At 68.5% G+C, this 14,263-nt stretch carries 14 protein-coding genes and 1 pseudogene; 10 read left to right on the top strand and 5 right to left on the bottom strand.

All coding sequences use genetic code 11. The features are described 5' to 3' along the window. Positions 1 to 58: 58 nt before the first annotated feature. Positions 59 to 1,096 carry a fatty acid desaturase family protein gene (locus ACFV15_RS45170; RefSeq protein ID WP_378359278.1) on the bottom strand — a complete coding sequence of 346 codons (1,038 nt, stop codon included), beginning with the start codon at positions 1,094 to 1,096 and terminating at the stop codon, positions 59 to 61. A 151-nt stretch (positions 1,097 to 1,247) separates the two neighbouring features. On the opposite strand from ACFV15_RS45170, the gene ACFV15_RS45165 reads away from it, so the two are divergent. Then, positions 1,248 to 1,892 (top strand): response regulator, encoded by a 645-nt coding sequence (locus ACFV15_RS45165; protein WP_378359276.1) that lies wholly within the window; start codon positions 1,248 to 1,250, stop codon positions 1,890 to 1,892. Here the strand turns inward: ACFV15_RS45165 and ACFV15_RS45160 are convergent. The 3 genes and pseudogenes from ACFV15_RS45160 to ACFV15_RS45150 all read right to left on the bottom strand — a co-directional run bounded on the left by ACFV15_RS45160 (position 1,880) and on the right by ACFV15_RS45150 (position 4,957). Further along, positions 1,880 to 2,635, bottom strand: a complete 756-nt coding sequence (locus ACFV15_RS45160; RefSeq protein WP_378359274.1) for a hypothetical protein — start codon at positions 2,633 to 2,635, stop codon at positions 1,880 to 1,882. The genes ACFV15_RS45165 and ACFV15_RS45160 overlap by 13 nt on opposite strands. 275 nt (positions 2,636 to 2,910) lie before the next feature. Continuing rightward, positions 2,911 to 3,270 (bottom strand): annotated as a pseudogene (locus tag ACFV15_RS45155) (acyl-CoA desaturase); the annotation flags it as partial. Between the two features lie 169 nt (positions 3,271 to 3,439). Further along, the gene (locus tag ACFV15_RS45150; protein ID WP_378359273.1) at positions 3,440 to 4,957 is read right to left on the bottom strand and encodes a catalase; all 1,518 of its coding nucleotides are present in this window, start codon (positions 4,955 to 4,957) and stop codon (positions 3,440 to 3,442) included. Positions 4,958 to 5,046: 89 nt separating this feature from the next. Between ACFV15_RS45150 and ACFV15_RS45145 the strand changes: the two genes are divergently transcribed. Then, positions 5,047 to 5,526: a hemerythrin domain-containing protein gene (locus ACFV15_RS45145; protein ID WP_378359271.1), complete on the top strand. Its 480-nt coding sequence runs from the start codon at positions 5,047 to 5,049 to the stop codon at positions 5,524 to 5,526. 55 nt (positions 5,527 to 5,581) lie between these two features. On the opposite strand, the gene ACFV15_RS45140 is transcribed toward ACFV15_RS45145, so the two are convergent. Beyond that, positions 5,582 to 6,346 carry a DeoR/GlpR family DNA-binding transcription regulator gene (locus ACFV15_RS45140; protein ID WP_378359280.1) on the bottom strand — a complete coding sequence of 255 codons (765 nt, stop codon included), beginning with the start codon at positions 6,344 to 6,346 and terminating at the stop codon, positions 5,582 to 5,584. 147 nt (positions 6,347 to 6,493) lie between these two features. Between ACFV15_RS45140 and ACFV15_RS45135 the strand changes: the two genes are divergently transcribed. From ACFV15_RS45135 to ptsP, 8 genes are all read left to right on the top strand, one after another. Next, positions 6,494 to 6,763, top strand: coding sequence for a hypothetical protein (locus tag ACFV15_RS45135; RefSeq protein WP_378359269.1), 270 nt, complete (start codon positions 6,494 to 6,496; stop codon positions 6,761 to 6,763). Between the two features lie 15 nt (positions 6,764 to 6,778). Beyond that, positions 6,779 to 8,602, top strand: a complete 1,824-nt coding sequence (gene glmS / locus ACFV15_RS45130; RefSeq protein ID WP_378359268.1) for a glutamine--fructose-6-phosphate transaminase (isomerizing) — start codon at positions 6,779 to 6,781, stop codon at positions 8,600 to 8,602. Between the two features lie 194 nt (positions 8,603 to 8,796). Next, complete coding sequence (gene pfkB / locus ACFV15_RS45125) at positions 8,797 to 9,714, top strand: 1-phosphofructokinase (protein ID WP_378359266.1); 918 nt, start codon at positions 8,797 to 8,799, stop codon at positions 9,712 to 9,714. 18 nt (positions 9,715 to 9,732) lie between these two features. Then, on the top strand, positions 9,733 to 10,830 hold the full coding sequence (mtlA, locus tag ACFV15_RS45120; protein WP_378359265.1) for a mannitol-specific PTS transporter subunit IIC: 1,098 nt from the start codon (positions 9,733 to 9,735) through the stop codon (positions 10,828 to 10,830). Between the two features lie 14 nt (positions 10,831 to 10,844). Beyond that, positions 10,845 to 11,153 (top strand): PTS lactose transporter subunit IIB, encoded by a 309-nt coding sequence (locus tag ACFV15_RS45115; protein WP_091291316.1) that lies wholly within the window; start codon positions 10,845 to 10,847, stop codon positions 11,151 to 11,153. Then, positions 11,143 to 11,592 (top strand): PTS sugar transporter subunit IIA, encoded by a 450-nt coding sequence (locus ACFV15_RS45110; protein WP_378359263.1) that lies wholly within the window; start codon positions 11,143 to 11,145, stop codon positions 11,590 to 11,592. Before ACFV15_RS45115 ends, ACFV15_RS45110 begins: the two co-directional genes overlap by 11 nt. Beyond that, the gene (locus ACFV15_RS45105; protein WP_378359261.1) at positions 11,589 to 12,638 is read left to right on the top strand and encodes a zinc-dependent dehydrogenase; all 1,050 of its coding nucleotides are present in this window, start codon (positions 11,589 to 11,591) and stop codon (positions 12,636 to 12,638) included. The genes ACFV15_RS45110 and ACFV15_RS45105 overlap by 4 nt, the downstream gene beginning before the upstream one ends. After that, the gene (ptsP, locus tag ACFV15_RS45100) at positions 12,638 to 14,236 is read left to right on the top strand and encodes a phosphoenolpyruvate--protein phosphotransferase (RefSeq protein WP_378359259.1); all 1,599 of its coding nucleotides are present in this window, start codon (positions 12,638 to 12,640) and stop codon (positions 14,234 to 14,236) included. Before ACFV15_RS45105 ends, ptsP begins: the two co-directional genes overlap by 1 nt. The last annotated feature ends 27 nt before the right edge of the window (positions 14,237 to 14,263 follow it).

The following is a 14,263-nucleotide window of genomic DNA, read 5'->3' as shown; positions in this document are numbered from 1 at the left end:
GTTCTAACCGGCCGTACCACTCACGACCCAGGTTCCAAGGACGGGCCGACTAAGAGGTTCAGGGCCGCGTCGCCCGCAGCGGCGCGCCGACCGCGTGCAGGTGGCTCAGCACGTGACCGTAGGCGCGCAGCGCGCCGCATTCGGCGTAGCTGATGCCTTGTGCCGCACAGAAATCGCGGATCAACGGCTGCGCGTGGCGCAGGTTCGGCCTCGGCATGCTGGGGAACAGGTGGTGCTCGATCTGGTAGTTCAGCCCGCCCAGCATGAAGTCCGTCCAGCGGCCGCCACGCACGTTGCGCGCGGTCAGCACCTGCTTGCGCAGGAAGTCCAGCCCGTGTCCCTCGTCGATCGACGGCATTCCCTTGTGGTTGGGCGCGAACGAACATCCCATGTAGACGCCCCACAGTCCTTGGTGCACCGCGATGAACACGAACGCGATCGACGGCGGCAGCACCAGGAACACCGCGGTCAGGTAGGCCACGATGTGCCCGGCCATCAGCCCGAACTCCAGCCGTCGTGCCTTCACCTCGCCGCGCCACACCGCCTGGATGCTCGCCCAGTGCAGGTTCAGGCCTTCGAGCAGAAGCAGCGGGAAGAACAGGAACGCCTGGTATTTCGCCATCCAGCGCAGGAAACCCTGTTTCGCGCCACCCTGTTTCATGGTGAACGCCAGCGCCGGGATGTCGAGGTCGGGGTCGGATTCCTCGTGGTTGGGGTTGGCGTGATGGCGGGTGTGCTTGTCGATCCACCAGCCGTAGCTGATCCCGACCAGCCCGCTCAGCGAGAAGCCGACCGCATCGTTGTGACGGCGGCGGCGGAAGATCTGCTTGTGCCCGGCGTCGTGGCCGAGGAACGAGACCTGGGTGTACGCCATCGCCAGGAACGCCGCGACGAACAGCTGCCACCATGACGCACCGAGAAACGCGAACCCCACCCAGGCCCCGCCGAACGCGGCCAGTGTCAGCCCGCTTTTGAGCGCGTAGTAGCCATGACGCCGGTGCAGCAGGCCCGCGTTCCTGACGATGACGGACAGTTTCGCGTAATCGCTACCGTGCTGGGGCGCAGCGTCGGCCGGAACGGAAACGGGGGGATTCATCAGGCCTCCCTGGACGCGGATGACAGCGCACCGGGGTCCTGGGTGATCACCCGAGTGTACCCCCGCGGCGTAGGATCAGCCGTGTCGAGAGCATCTCGCACGTGAGTGGCCGAGCCCGCGTCGTCCTCGGTGCCGACCCTTGGAGCGTCCGATGCTGACCGTGTTCCTTGTCGACGATCACGAGGTGGTCCGCCGGGGCGTCGCCGAGCTGATCGGCGACGAGCCGGACATGACGGTGCTCGGGCAGGCGTCGTCGGTTTCCGAAGCGCTGGCCAGGGTTCCCGCGCTGCGCCCGGACGTCGCGCTGCTCGATGTGCGGCTGCCGGACGGCAACGGTGTGGAGCTGTGCCGCGATCTGCGTTCGAAGCTGCCCGCGCTGCGCTGCCTGATGTTCACGTCCTTCACCGACGAGGAGGCCATGACGGACGCGATACTCGCCGGCGCCGCGGGCTACGTCATCAAGGACATCAAGGGGACCGAGCTGGTCGACGCCGTCCGGGTGGTGGGGGCGGGGCGCTCACTGCTGGACAACCGGGCGGCCGCCGCGCTGATGCGGAGGCTGCGCGCGGCCACCGAGGAGCCGGGGCCGCTCGCCGGGTTGACCTGCCGGGAGCGCACGCTGCTCGACCTGATCGGGGAGGGACTGACCAACCGGCAGATCGGCGAGCGCATGTACCTGGCCGAGAAGACCGTCAAGAACTACGTTTCCCGGTTGCTCGGCAAACTCGGCATGGCGCGGCGCACCCAGGCCGCCGTGCTGGCGACCGAGCTCCGCGACCAGGCTCAGCACCCGTGACCGGCCTCGTATCCCAGCCACAGCAAGGTTTGCGGCCACAACGCCCCGCCGATCAGGCCGCGTAGCTGCCTGCGGGTGTCCGGCTTTTCCACCACGGAGGGCAGGAAAGCCGCCGAGAGCCCGCCCGCCGTGGCGGCGAGCAGCACCCGTTGCATGGCCTGTCCCGCTTGCAGGCGGGCCATCGTCTCGTCGTGGAACGAGCCGATGACGGCGATCAGCGAGTCCGCCACGAAACCGTTCCCGGTGTGGGCAGGGTCGGCTTCGGTGAGCAGTGTGCGCAGTGGCGGCAACTGCTGGGCGCCGAGCGTGGCCAGCCAGGCCTGTTCGGCCTTGGCGGCCTGCCGCAGGCCGTTGAGCACCGGTAACGAGACCGCGCGGCCGGTGAACGGAGCGCGCGCCGTGCGGCGCCGCGGGATGGCGTTGGTCAGCCGTCGTTCGGCGGGGGTGACGACCAGTTTGCCCAGCGGGCGTACCACGGCCAGCAGGTCCGGCCTGTCCGGATCGGGGACCAGCTGGACCATCGGGAGCACGCCGAGCGCCCGGATCGCCAGCCGGAGGTTCAGCAGCGCCGCACCACAGGCCAGCACCACCGCGCGGCGCGCCGGGTCGGCGGACAGCTCGATGATCGTTGCGGTGCAACGGATGTGGACGGCGCGGCTGTCCTGCGCCGCCGTCGCCGCGGTCAGTACCGCGTGGACCTGTGCCTCGGTGAGCGTGCCAACGGCCTTGACCTGCGTATTCATTTGTTCGCCTTCCGGGGACCGGGGAATGCGTTACCTCCACTGTCCGGGAGGTGGCGCCCAGCCGCACAGTGGCGAACGTCCCCGTTAGGCAGTCGAACGTCACCTGCGGCGGTCCGGGCCGTGCGACAGTGAGCAGGTGGACAACGCGCGCTCGGGCGAGGACCCGCATCGCCGCCAACGTTGGCTGGAGGCGACCATCGAGGTCACCGCCGAACTGCTGGCGGCAGGCGATCCGACCGAGGCGTTGCGCCTGATCGCCGTCCGCGCGCTCGAACTGACCGGCGCCACTGCTCGCCGGGGCAGACCATGTCCCACTCGTAGGCCTTCGAGTTCAGCGCGGGGTCCTTCATCCAGTCGTATTGGCCGTGCATGACGTTGTGGCCGATCTCCATGTTGTCCAGGATCTTGGACACCGCCAGCGCGGCGACGCCGCCGAACCAGGCGGGCGGGAACCAGCCCGCGAACAGCAGCGCACGGCCACTGACCTCGCAGAATCGTTGCACCCGAACGATATTGTGGATGTAGTCGGCGTCGTCCGAGCCGAGTTCGGCCACCACGCGCTGCCGCACCACGTCCAGTTCCTTGCCGAGTTGGTCGATCTGGTCGGGTGCGAGTGCCTTGGTCGCTACGGACATAGGGGGTACTCCTCACGCTGTGCCGATCGGGTTTCTCGTTTCCGTATCGAGTGTGGCACGAGCTCCGGTCGCGTCATCGGCTGATCGTGCGCCAGTGAAGACGGGCGCACGCTCCGGCGTCGACGAGCGGCGAATCCGGCCGTACTTCACCACCGGCACCGCTGGCCCCTCAGGCTTTGTCCTGCATGCTCGACCGCGCGGGGTTGCCCTGCTTGTCCGCCTTGGGATCCTTCTCGTCCTGCTTGGCGCGGACACCCGATTCGATGTTCTCGCCGAGGTTCTTGTCGACGTTGCGCCAGTACTCGAAGGCACGCCGCAGCACCGGCTCGCTCACGCCGTTGAGCAGATGCCCGACGATGTTGTCGGTGAGCCGCTGCCTGGCGTCGTCGTCGAGCACCTCGCGGACCATCGTGCCCGCCTGGCCCCAGTCGTCGTCCTGCTCGCGCAAGGTGTACGCGGTGCGCACCATTTCGCCGTCCGCGTGCCAGCCCGCGGGTTTGCCGTAGCGCTCGGTGTCGGCGTGCGGGCCGCCCTTGGAATTCGGCGCGTAGACCGGATCGGAGACGTTGGTGTACCGCATCGCGCCGTCCTTGCTGTAACTGTGCACCGGCGACTTGGACGCGTTGACCGGCAGCTGCCGGTAGTTCGCGCCGATGCGGTACCGGTGTGCGTCGGCGTAGGCGAACATCCGGCCGAGCAGTATCTTGTCGGGGCTCGGGCCGATGCCCGGTACGAGGTTGTTCGGCTCGAACGCGGCCTGCTCGATCTCGGTGTGGTGATCGGTGGGGTTGCGGTCGAGCGACAGCTTGCCCACCTCGATGAGCGGATAGTCCCCGTGCGGCCACACCTTGGTCAGGTCGAACGGGTTGAACCGGTAGGTCTTGGCTTCCTCGAACGGCATGATCTGGACGTGCAGCGTCCAGCTCGGGTACTCGCCGCGTTCGATCGCTTCGAACAGGTCGCGGGTGTGGTAGTCGGTGTCGGCCGACGCCATCTGGTCGGCCTCGTCCTGGGTGAAGAACTCGATGCCCTGGTCGGTCTTGAAGTGGTATTTCACCCAGAAGCGTTCGTTGTGGGCGTTGACCCACAGGTAGGTGTGCGAGCTGTAGCCGTTCATATGCCGCCAGGTCCGCGGGATGCCGCGATCACCCATCAGCCAGGTGACCTGATGCGCCGATTCCGGTGACAGGCTCCAGAAATCCCACTGCATATCGTGATCACGCAGGTTGTTGTCCGCGCGGCGCTTCTGCGAGCGGATGAAATGCTGGAACTTCAACGGGTCGCGGATGAAGAATACCGGCGTGTTGTTCCCGACCATGTCGTAAACACCTTCGGCGGTATAGAACTTCAACGCGAACCCGCGCGGATCGCGCCAGGTGTCGGGGCTGCCCCGCTCCCCGGCGACGGTGGAGAACCGGGCCAGCACCTCGGTCCCGGTGTCCGGCTGGAACACGGCGGCCTTCGTGTAGGCGCTGACGTCCGCGGTCACCTCGAACCGGCCGAACGCGCCGCTGCCCTTGGCGTGCGGCTGACGCTCCGGCACCCGTTCGCGGTTGAACTGCGCCATCTGCTCGATGAGGTAGTGATCGTGCAGCACAATCGGCCCGTCCGGGCCGATTGTGAGGGAATGCTCGTCGCTTTCGACTGGAATTCCAGCGTCCGTGGTGGTGTGTTCGGGTCGCGTCATGAAACATGGCTACCCGCATCCAGCCGGCCTCACACTTCGGGTTCACCCACCCGGTGTTTGGCCTGACGCGCCACGGGTAACCGGCTGAGATGTCGACCGATGCGATCGTGTTGCTCAAAAATGACCACAAGACCGTGGAAAAGCTGTTCAAGGAGTTCGAGAAGGCGGGCCCGAACGCCCACGCCACCAAGCGAAAGCTCGCCGACTCCATCATCGAAGAGCTCACGGTCCACGCGTTCATCGAGGAGGAGATCTTCTACCCGGCGGCCCGTTCCGCGGCCCCGGACACGAAGTCCCACGTCCTCGAAAGTGTCGAGGAGCATCACGTCGTGGTCTGGCTGATGAGCGAACTCGCCGGTATGGACCCCGAGGACGAGCGCTTCGACGCGAAGGTCACGGTGCTCACCGAAAGCGTCCGCCACCACGTCGAAGAGGAAGAGGACGAGTGGTTCCCCGAGGTGCGCAAGGCCATGGGGCGCAAGCAGTTGCAGGAACTCGGCCAGCGCATGCTCGACGCCAAGCCTGCCGCACCCCGCGACCCGCTGAAGCTCCAAAGCGCCACCGCCTGAAACGCCTCGTGAGTGGTATGGCCGGTTCTAACCGGCCATACCACTCACGAGCACTTCAGACCGTGATGACCTGGGGGCCGGCGCCCGCGATCTCGGAAGCGAGGGTCGTGTCGATGCCCGAGTCCGTGATCAGCACGTCGAGGTCCGCGAGCGTGCCGAAGCGCGCGAACTGGTCGTTGCCCGCCTTCGTATGGTCGGCCAGCAGCACGCTCCGGCGCGCCGCGCCGATCGCCGCGCGCTTCACCATCGCTTCGGCCGAGTCGGGCGTCGTCAGCCCGCGTGCCCGTGAAAACCCGTTCGTGCCCAGGAAAGCCACGTCCACGTAGGTGTCGCTGAGCGCGTGCAACGCCCACGCGTCGACCGAAGCGAGCGTGCGCCCGCGCAGCCTTCCGCCGACCAGCATCACCGTCAGGTTCGCGCGGGTGGCCAGCGCCATCGCGATGCCGACCGAATGGGTCACGACCGTCATCTCGGACTCGGGCGGCAACAGGGCCGCGAGGCGGGCCGTGGTCGTGCCCGCGTCGAGGAGGATCGTGCCGCCCTCGGCGGGGAGCTGGTCCAGTGCCGCTTTGGCGATGCGGTCCTTCTCGGCCGTCATGACGCTTTCGCGGGTTTCGACGGCGGCTTCGAAGCCGAGGCGCTCGGCCGGGATGGCACCGCCGTGGACACGGCGGAGCACGCCGTGCTGCTCGAGGACCGTGAGGTCGCGGCGGATGGTCTCCATGGTGACCGCGAACTCGTCGGCGAGCGCGGCTACATCGACCCGGCCGTTGAGGCGGGCCCGGTCGAGGATGAGCTGCTGCCGCTCCTGTGCGTACACCTGCACCGCCCGTGATCAAGAGTCCGTCTGTGTGAGTTTATGTTGGAAACTGTCCGTTCGTCCACTTGGTGTGCGCCGGACCTCACTCTTGCCCGAAATCGGGCAAGAAACTTGGCCAACCCGAAAGCCGCCTGACAAGGTGGCCCGATGGATCCGGCACCGCACGCCGAACTGACGCGCTACATCGCCATGTCCGCGGGCCTGCCCGCGGAGACGGCGGCGCGCGTGGTCGCGGACGTGGTCGCGTACTTCAGCGAGACCACGGAGCAGTTCGTGCGCAGGCGGCATGCCGAACTACGACGTCGCGGGCGTAAGAACCCGCAGATCTGGCCTGAGATCGCCCGCGAACTCGCGGGCAGGCCGGTCGCGCCGGTCCCGCCGAGCGAGCGGCAGCTGCGCCGGATCGTGTACGGCTAACCAAGGAGTCAACGTATGTGTGGAATCGTCGGGTACATCGGGCCGAAGGCGGCCGTTCCCATCCTGCTGGAGGGGCTGCGCAGGCTGGAGTACCGCGGCTACGACTCGGCGGGTCTCGCGGTGGTCGCCAAGGGCAGGCTCAAGGTCGTCAAGGCGGCCGTCCGCGTCGACGAGCTGCGTGACCTCGTCGACGACGGGCTGACCGGCACCGCGGGCATCGCGCACACCCGCTGGGCCACCCACGGTGAGCCGAACGACGCGAACGCGCACCCGCACACCGACGCCTCCGGCCGCATCGCCGTGGTGCACAACGGGATCATCGAGAACTCCGAGCGCCTGCGCGCCGAGCTGGTCGCCGAGGGCGTCGCGCTCGCCAGTGAGACCGACAGCGAGGCGCTCGCGCACATGATCGCCGCCGCGCTCGGCGACTCGGCCTCGCTCGAAGACGCCGTACGCACCGCCTTGCTGCGCGTCGACGGCGCGTACGGCCTGGTCGTCTTCGACAGCAAGAACCCCGACGAGCTGGTGGTCGCGCGCAACGGCAGCCCGATCGTGCTCGGCATCGGTGACGGCGAGATGTTCGTCGCCTCCGATGTGGCCGCGATCGTGCGGCACACCCAGCGCGTGGTCTACCTCGACGACGGCGAGCTGGCGACGCTGACCGCGAGCGAGTTCCGCACCAGGACGCTCAAGGCCGAGCGCACGGTCAAGACGCCGACCACGGTCGAGGTCATCGACGAGGACTACCAGCTCGGCGGCTTCGACAGCTACCTGCTCAAGGAGATCAACGAGCAGCCCGACGCCGTCCGCCGCGCACTGCTCGGCAGGCTCGACGAGCGCTTCGCCACCGCGCACCTCGGCGGCCTCGACCTCGACCCGACCGAGCTGCGGTCCTTCCGCCGGGTCAAGTTCCTCGGCTGCGGCTCGGCGTACTACGCGGCCCAGGTCGGCGCCAACCTCGTCGAGGAGTTCGCGCGGATCCCCGCCGACGCCGAGGCCGCGTCGGAGTTCCGCTACCGCAACCCGGTGATCGAGACCGACACGCTCTACGTCGCGGTCAGCCAGTCCGGCGAAACCTCCGACACGCTGTCGGCCATCCGCGAGCTCAAGCGCAAGGGCGGCCGGGTGATCGGCATCGTCAACGTGACCGGTAGTGCGATCGCCCGCGAATGCGGCCGCGGCATGCTGCTGCACGCGGGCCCGGAGGTCTCGGTCGCGTCCACGAAGGCCGTGACCAACATGGGTGTCGCCTTCGCGATGCTCGCGCTCTCGCTGGGCCGCGTGCGCGACCTCTCGGTGGCCAACGGCAAGCGGATCGTCGACGCGCTCGCCGGGCTCCCGTCGCTGCTTTCGGAGATCCTCAAGCTGGACGCGGAGATCGCCGAGATCGCGGGCCGGTTCGCCGACGCCGAGCACATGTTCTACATCGGCCGCGTGCGTGCCTGGCCGGTCGCGCGCGAAGGCGCGCAGAAGCTCAAGGAGATCTCGTACATCCACGCGGAGGCCTACCAGGCCGCGGAGCTCAAGCACGGCCCGCTCGCGCTGATCGACGCGACCATGCCGTCGGTCGTGATCGTGCCCGGTGACGACCTGGTGACCAAGAACATCGGCACCGTCGAGCAGATCAAGGCCAGGGGCGGGCCGGTCATCGTGGTGACCAACACCGACCTGCCCGCCGACCTGGCCGACGCGGTCATCCGGGTGCCCGCGTCCGAGCCTGAGCTGGACCCGATCCTGCTGGGTGTCCCGCTGCAGATGTTCGCGTACCACGTCGCGCGCAAGCTCGGCCGCGATCTCGACAAGCCGAGGAACCTCGCGAAGAGCGTCACCGTCGAGTAGTCGATGTCCGAACATGTTGATTTATCTTCGTCTAGTTGCCCCGCGTAATAGCTAAACCGCGGGTGAACGGCCGGTTCAGGGTGTCCGAAGGGACAACTGGACCGGCCGTTCGGGCAACCGGGCTTGTAAACCAACGTAGAACCATGCAAAATCACTCAAACCAACATCCGGTGCGAGTGTGAGGTGGTGTACGCGTGTTCGTGACCGTGACGGCGAACCCCAGCGTCGACCGGACCATCGAGGTGGACCGGCTGGAGCGGGGCGAGCTGCACCGGGCTTCGCGGACGCAGGTCCACCCCGGTGGCAAGGGTGTCAACGTGGCCAGGGCACTGGTCCGCAACGGCGTCAAGACGCGCGCCGTCGTGCCGGTCGGCGGAGCCGAGGGCGCCCAGCTCGTCGCGCTGCTGACCGCCGACAGCGTTGATGTCGTGTGTGTGCCGACAACGGGGTCGGTGCGCTGCAACGTCAGCGTGGTGGAGCCGGACGGCACCGTCACGAAACTCAACGAGGCCGGCCCCTCGCTGACCCCTGCCGACGCCGAGGCGATCAGGGACGCCGCGCTGGCCAACATCGCCGACGCCACCTGGGTCGTGCTCGCGGGCAGCCTCCCGCCCGGCGCGCCGGTGGACTTCTACGCCGGGCTGGTCGCCAGGCTGACCGGCGAAGGCGTCCGCGTCGCCGTCGACACCAGCGGACCGGCACTCGTCGCGGCGGTCGCCGCCAAGCCCGCGCTGATCAAGCCCAACCTCCACGAACTGGAGGAGGCCGTCGGCCGCGAGCTGCCGACGCTCGACGACGTCGTCCAGGCCGCGCACGAACTGCGCGCGCGGGGCGCCGGTGCGGTACTCGCCAGCTTGGGCGCCGAGGGCGCGGTGCTGGTCGACGGCGAAGGCGTGTGGCACGCCGACGCCGCCGCCGAAGTACGCAGTTCCGTCGGAGCCGGTGACGCGCTGCTCGCCGGTTTCCTTTCCGCGGGCGGGCAAGGGCCCGAAGCGCTTTCCGAGGCCGTCGCCTGGGGCGCCGCCGCCGTTTCACTGCCCGGCAGCACCATGCCGGGCGTCGAGGACATCAAAGGCCGTGTTGTGCGCGTCGCGCGTATCACCCATTCCTAGAAAAGCGGGAAGTCAACGATGACTAAATCGGAAACCGCCCCATCCAGGGCGCAGCAGGCCAGGGTCACGGTTCAGCGGTTCGGCGGTCATCTCGCCGGCATGGTCATGCCCAACATCGGCGCGTTCATCGCCTGGGGCCTGATCACCGCCTTGTTCATCCCGTCGGGCTGGCTGCCGAACGCGAAGTTCGCGCTGCTCGTCGAGCCGATGATCAAGATCCTGCTGCCGGTGCTGATCGGGTTCACCGGCGGCCGCCTGGTGCACGGGCACCGCGGCGGGGTCGTCGGCGCGGTCGCGACCATCGGCATCGTGGTCGGCGCGGACATCCCGATGTTCCTCGGCGCCATGGCGATCGGCCCGCTGACCGCCTATCTGCTGAAGCTCTGGGACGACAAGGTCGGCTCGAAGACCCACCCCGGCTTCAAAATGCTGGTCAACAACTTCAGCGCCGGCATCATCGGCGGCGCGATGGCCATTCTCGGCATGGTCGCCATCGGCCCGGTGGTGCAGGGCATCACCAAGGCACTCGGTTCCGGCGTGCGGACACTGGTCGAGGCGAACCTGCTGCCGCTGGTCTCGATCATCGTCGAACCGGCGAAGGTGTTGTTCCTCAACAACGCGATCAACCACGGCGTGCTCAGCCCGCTCGGCGTGCAGCAGGCGCTGGAGCAGGGCAAGTCGATCGCGTTCTTGATCGAGCCGAACCCGGGCCCCGGCTTCGGTATCCTGCTGGCGATCACCCTGTTCGGCGCGAAGACCGCGCGGGCCACCGCGCCCGGCGCGATGCTGATCCAGTTCCTCGGCGGCATCCACGAGATCTACTTCCCGTACATCCTCGCCGCGCCCCGCCTGATCCTCGCCGCCATCGCCGGTGGCGCCGCCGGTGTGCTCGTCTTCAGCATCACCGGCGCCGGGCTCACCGCGACGCCGTCGCCGGGCAGCATCATCGCCGTGCTCGCGGTGACGCCGAAGGGCGGCTTCTTCGGGGTGATCCTCGGCGTGGCGATCGCCGCCGCGGTGTCGTTCATGATCAGTGCCGTGCTGCTGAAGTTCGGCCGCGGCGCCGCCGAAGAGGAAACCAGCCAGCAGGTCGCCAACGGCGGATCCGTCGCCTGAAAGGGAGTTCACCGATGAGCAGCATCGAAGGAAGCGACATCAAGAAGGTCATCATCGCCTGCGACGCCGGGATGGGCAGCAGCGTGATGGTCGCCTCCCAGCTGGCCAAGCGGCTCAAGCCGTACAAGGTCAAGGTGGAGCACACCCCGGTCGACGAGATCCCGGCCGACGCGCAGCTGGTGCTGTGCCAGGAAGGCCTGGTTTCCCGTGCGCGCAAGGCTTCCGGTGACGCCGTCGTGCTGGGCTTCCAGAGCTTCCTCGGCGACCCGCTGTTCGACCGGGTGGAGGCGGCGATCTCCGGAGGCGGTTCCCTTGCCGACTGAAACGCTTTCGGCCGACGGCATCCGGCTCGGCTGCACGGCCACGTCCCGCGAGGACGCGATCGATCAGGTCGGCAAGGTACTGCTGGAAATCGGCGCGGTGTCAGCGGACTACCTGCCCGCGATGCACGAACGCGAGCAGTCGGTGTCGACCTTCATCGGCGCCCAGGTGGCCATTCCACACGGGACCGACGCGTCGCGCGAGTTCGTCAAGCGCACTTCCCTTGCGGTACTGCAGTTCCCCGACGGTGTCGACTGGGGCGGGCACGACGTCCGCCTGTGCGTCGGCATCGCGGCGAACGGGTCCGAACAGGTCGGCATTCTCTCGGCGCTGGCCCACGTCCTGCTGGACGACGACAAAGCGGCGGAACTCCGCTCGGCGGCCGACGCCGAGACGGTCATCCGGCTGCTGAAAACCATTGGTGAGGAGAAAAATCAGTGAAGGTCGCCCGCTTCTACGCACCCGGTGACATCCGGATCGAGGAGGCGCCCGAGCCGGTGCCCGGTCCTGGTGAGATCAAGATCAGGGTCCACAACACCTCCACCTGTGGCACCGACCTGAAGATCTTCCGGCACGGTCATCACCACATCGACCCGCCGCGGGTCATCGGGCACGAGATCGCGGGCGAGATCGTCGAGGTGGGTGCCGACGTGAGCGGCTGGGCCGCCGGCGACCGTGTGCAGGTCATCGCGGCGATCCCGTGCGGTGAGTGCGGTGAATGCCTGCGCGGGTACCAGACGATCTGCCCGAACCAGCTGTCCATGGGCTACCACTTCGACGGCGGTTTCGCGGAGTACATGATCGTCCCGCGCAACGTGCTCAAAGTGGACGGGCTCAACCGCATCCCGGAGAACGTGGGCTACGCGGAGGCGTCCGTCGCCGAGCCGCTCGCGTGTGTCCTCAACGGACAGAACTTCGCCGGTGTCGAAGAGGGCGACGTGGTCGTGGTCGTCGGCGCCGGTCCGATCGGCTGCCTGCACGTGCGCCTCGCCAGGGCCAAGGGCGCGGGCGCGGTGTATCTGGTCGACCTCAACCGGGGCAGGCTCGACATGGCCGCCGACCTGGTCAAGCCGGACGCGGCGATCTGCGCGTCCGAAGTGGACTCCGTCGAGCAGGTGCTGGAGCTGACCCAGGGCCGGGGCGCCGACCTGATCATCACCGCGGCCGCCGCGGGCAAGACCCAGGAGGACGCGCTGCGGATGGCGGCGCGGCGTGGCCGGATCAGTTTCTTCGGCGGGCTGCCGAAGGACAACCCGATCATCGCCTGCGACTCGAACCTCGTGCACTACCGCGAGCTGACCATCTACGGCGCCAACGGATCCAGCCCGGAGCACAACAAGCAGGCGCTGGAGCTGATCGCGACCGGCGCCGTGCCGGTGTCCGACCTGATCACCCACCGGCTCCCGCTGGACGGTGTGCTCGAGGCCATCGACATCGTCAGCAGCGGCACGGCCATCAAGGTGACCATCGAGCCCGGACTGAGCTGATGGACGAGTTGATCGGCAGCCCGGCGAGTCCCGGCTCGGTGTTCGGGCCGGTGGCGCGGATGAGCGCGCCACCGGCGTTGCCGGAGCGGCCCGGCAGCGCCGACGACGCGCCTGCCGAGCTCGCGCGGGCGGTGGCGGCGCTGCTCGCGGTCTCGGAGGACCTCAAGCGCCGCGCCGAACCGCTGACCGGGGAGGCACGGGACATCCTGGAGGTCCAGGCGGCACTGGCGGCCGATCCGGCCATCGAAGACGGCGTCCGGTCGGCTGTCGAGGCCGGCTCACCGGCCGCGTGGGCGGTGCGCGACTCGTTCGACGTCCAGATCGGGAAGCTGGCGGCGCTCGGCGGCTATCTCGCCGAGCGCACCACCGACCTCGCCGATCTGCGTGACCGCGCGATCGCCTCGGTGCTCGGTCTCGCACCGCCGGGACTTCCGGTGTCGGACAAGCCGTATGTGCTGGTCAGTGCCGACCTCGCACCCGCGGACACGGTGACTCTGGACGCTGCGCAGGTGCTCGCGATCGTGACCGAGAAGGGCGGCCCGACCAGTCACACGGCGATCGTCGCGCGTGCGCTCGGCATCCCGGCGGTGGTCGCGTGCGCGGCGGCGGCCGGGCTCGCCGACGGCGACGAGGTGCTGGTCGACGGCACCGCGGGCACGGTCGTCCGCGATCCGGACCCCACCGTGGTGGCCGAGGTCGAGCGGCAGGCCTCGCTGGCCCGTGCGGAACTCGCGCGGCACTCTGGCCCTGGTTCGACCAAGGACGGCCACCCGGTCAAGCTGCTGCTGAACGTGGGCGGTGCGGCCGTTCCCTCGTCCGACGCCGAAGGGGTTGGGCTGTTCCGCACAGAATTCCTGTTCCTCGACCGCACCGAAGCGCCCACGGTCGACGAGCAGCGTTCCGCCTACGGCAAGGTGTTCGCCGAGTTCGGCGGAAGGCCGGTGGTCATCAGGACGCTCGACGCGGGCGCGGACAAACCGGTCCCGTTCGCCAACACCGGCGACGAACCCAATCCCGCGCTCGGTGTTCGTGGTTACCGGATCGGCGTGCGGAAGCCCGCGTTGCTCGAAGCCCAGCTTCAGGCGATCGCTTTGGCGGCAGGGGATCACGACGCCCGAGTTCAGGTGATGGCACCGATGATCGCGACGCCCGCCGAGGCGGCCGAGTTCGCGCGCCTCGCGCGTGCGCAGGGCATCTCGCGTGTCGGCGTGATGATCGAGATCCCCGCCGCGGCCATTTTGGCCGACGCGATACTGGCGGAGGTCGACTTCGTTTCGATCGGCACGAACGACCTGTCGCAGTACACCTTCGCGGCCGACCGCATGCTCGGCGAACTCGGCCCGCTCCTCGATCCATGGCAGCCCGCGTTGCTGCACCTGGTTTCCCGCGTCGCCGAGGCAGGCACCCGCGCGGGCAAGCCGGTCGGCATCTGCGGCGAGGCCGCGAGCGACCCCGGCCTCGCGCCGATCTTCGCGGGCATGGGCATCACCAGCCTCTCGATGTCGGCGCCAGCCGTCCCCGCGGTCCGCGCCGCCCTGCGCACCAAAACCCTGGCCGAGTGCCGCGACCTCGCCGCGGCAGCGCTTAAGGGGTCGTGAGCGTTGCGGGCGGTTAGAACCTGTCTC

The sequence above is a fragment of the Amycolatopsis sp. NPDC059657 genome (assembly GCF_042734395.1).
Classification (GTDB): domain Bacteria; phylum Actinomycetota; class Actinomycetes; order Mycobacteriales; family Pseudonocardiaceae; genus Amycolatopsis.
Note: the sequence above shows the minus strand (reverse complement) of the source record. Positions and strands in the feature narration are given on the sequence as shown.

Bases quoted from the DNA above. Each gene is read 5' to 3' on its own strand.
- ACFV15_RS45170 (WP_378359278.1), bottom strand. From the start codon at position 1,096: ATGAATCCCCCCGTTTCCGTTCCGGCCGACGCTGCGCCCCAGCACGGT.
- ACFV15_RS45165 (WP_378359276.1), top strand. From the start codon at position 1,248: ATGCTGACCGTGTTCCTTGTCGACGATCACGAGGTGGTCCGCCGGGGC.
- ACFV15_RS45160 (WP_378359274.1), bottom strand. From the start codon at position 2,635: ATGAATACGCAGGTCAAGGCCGTTGGCACGCTCACCGAGGCACAGGTC.
- ACFV15_RS45150 (WP_378359273.1), bottom strand. From the start codon at position 4,957: ATGACGCGACCCGAACACACCACCACGGACGCTGGAATTCCAGTCGAA.
- ACFV15_RS45145 (WP_378359271.1), top strand. From the start codon at position 5,047: ATGTCGACCGATGCGATCGTGTTGCTCAAAAATGACCACAAGACCGTG.
- ACFV15_RS45135 (WP_378359269.1), top strand. From the start codon at position 6,494: ATGGATCCGGCACCGCACGCCGAACTGACGCGCTACATCGCCATGTCC.
- glmS (WP_378359268.1), top strand. From the start codon at position 6,779: ATGTGTGGAATCGTCGGGTACATCGGGCCGAAGGCGGCCGTTCCCATC.
- mtlA (WP_378359265.1), top strand. From the start codon at position 9,733: ATGACTAAATCGGAAACCGCCCCATCCAGGGCGCAGCAGGCCAGGGTC.
- ACFV15_RS45115 (WP_091291316.1), top strand. From the start codon at position 10,845: ATGAGCAGCATCGAAGGAAGCGACATCAAGAAGGTCATCATCGCCTGC.
- ptsP (WP_378359259.1), top strand. From the start codon at position 12,638: ATGGACGAGTTGATCGGCAGCCCGGCGAGTCCCGGCTCGGTGTTCGGG.